The organism is Parabacteroides sp. AF27-14 (assembly GCF_003635425.1).
Lineage (GTDB): Bacteria > Bacteroidota > Bacteroidia > Bacteroidales > Tannerellaceae > Parabacteroides > Parabacteroides distasonis.
Genome location: NZ_QTLZ01000074.1, coordinates 1 through 542, shown reverse-complemented (window position 1 = coordinate 542; position 542 = coordinate 1). Strand labels below are relative to the sequence as shown.

The following is a 542-nucleotide window of genomic DNA, read 5'->3' as shown; positions in this document are numbered from 1 at the left end:
GAAGGAAATAGCCGGGTCCGATAACCAGCCTCCATGATCCGTATGCTAAAATCAACGTCCTCACCATATCGCATGCCGGAAAAACCGCCCAGACGCTCATATACATCCCGCCTTATTCCCATATTAAAACTACGGGGATAAAATTTATCCAACTTTTTCTTCCCGCCGCGGATACCACCGGTCGTCAGGAATGAGGTCATGGCGTAATTGATCGCCTTCTGGATCGGGGAAAACGAGGCATGCGCCTTATCCGGGCCACCGAACGCATCCACCGGATAATGATTCAACGAGTCGTGTATATGCTCAAGCCACGTGGAGGGTAGTACCACGTCAGAATCCAGTATGAGCAGATACTCGCCACGCGCTTGCCTAGCGCCATGATTACGCGCCATACCCGGGCCGGAGTTCGAGATCACATAATAATAAAGATCCAATCGCCCTTGGTATCGCCCAACAATCTCTTTCGCCGGTATCTCCGAACCATCCTCCACCACGATAACCTCAAAATGGACATAGGTTTGCTTGCAAAGGCTTGATAACAG

General features: G+C 50.7%; 1 protein-coding gene. It reads right to left on the bottom strand.

The features are described from left to right. On the bottom strand, positions 1-542 hold a 542-nt coding region (locus DWY79_RS22460), incomplete at both ends, for a glycosyltransferase family 2 protein (protein WP_122370523.1).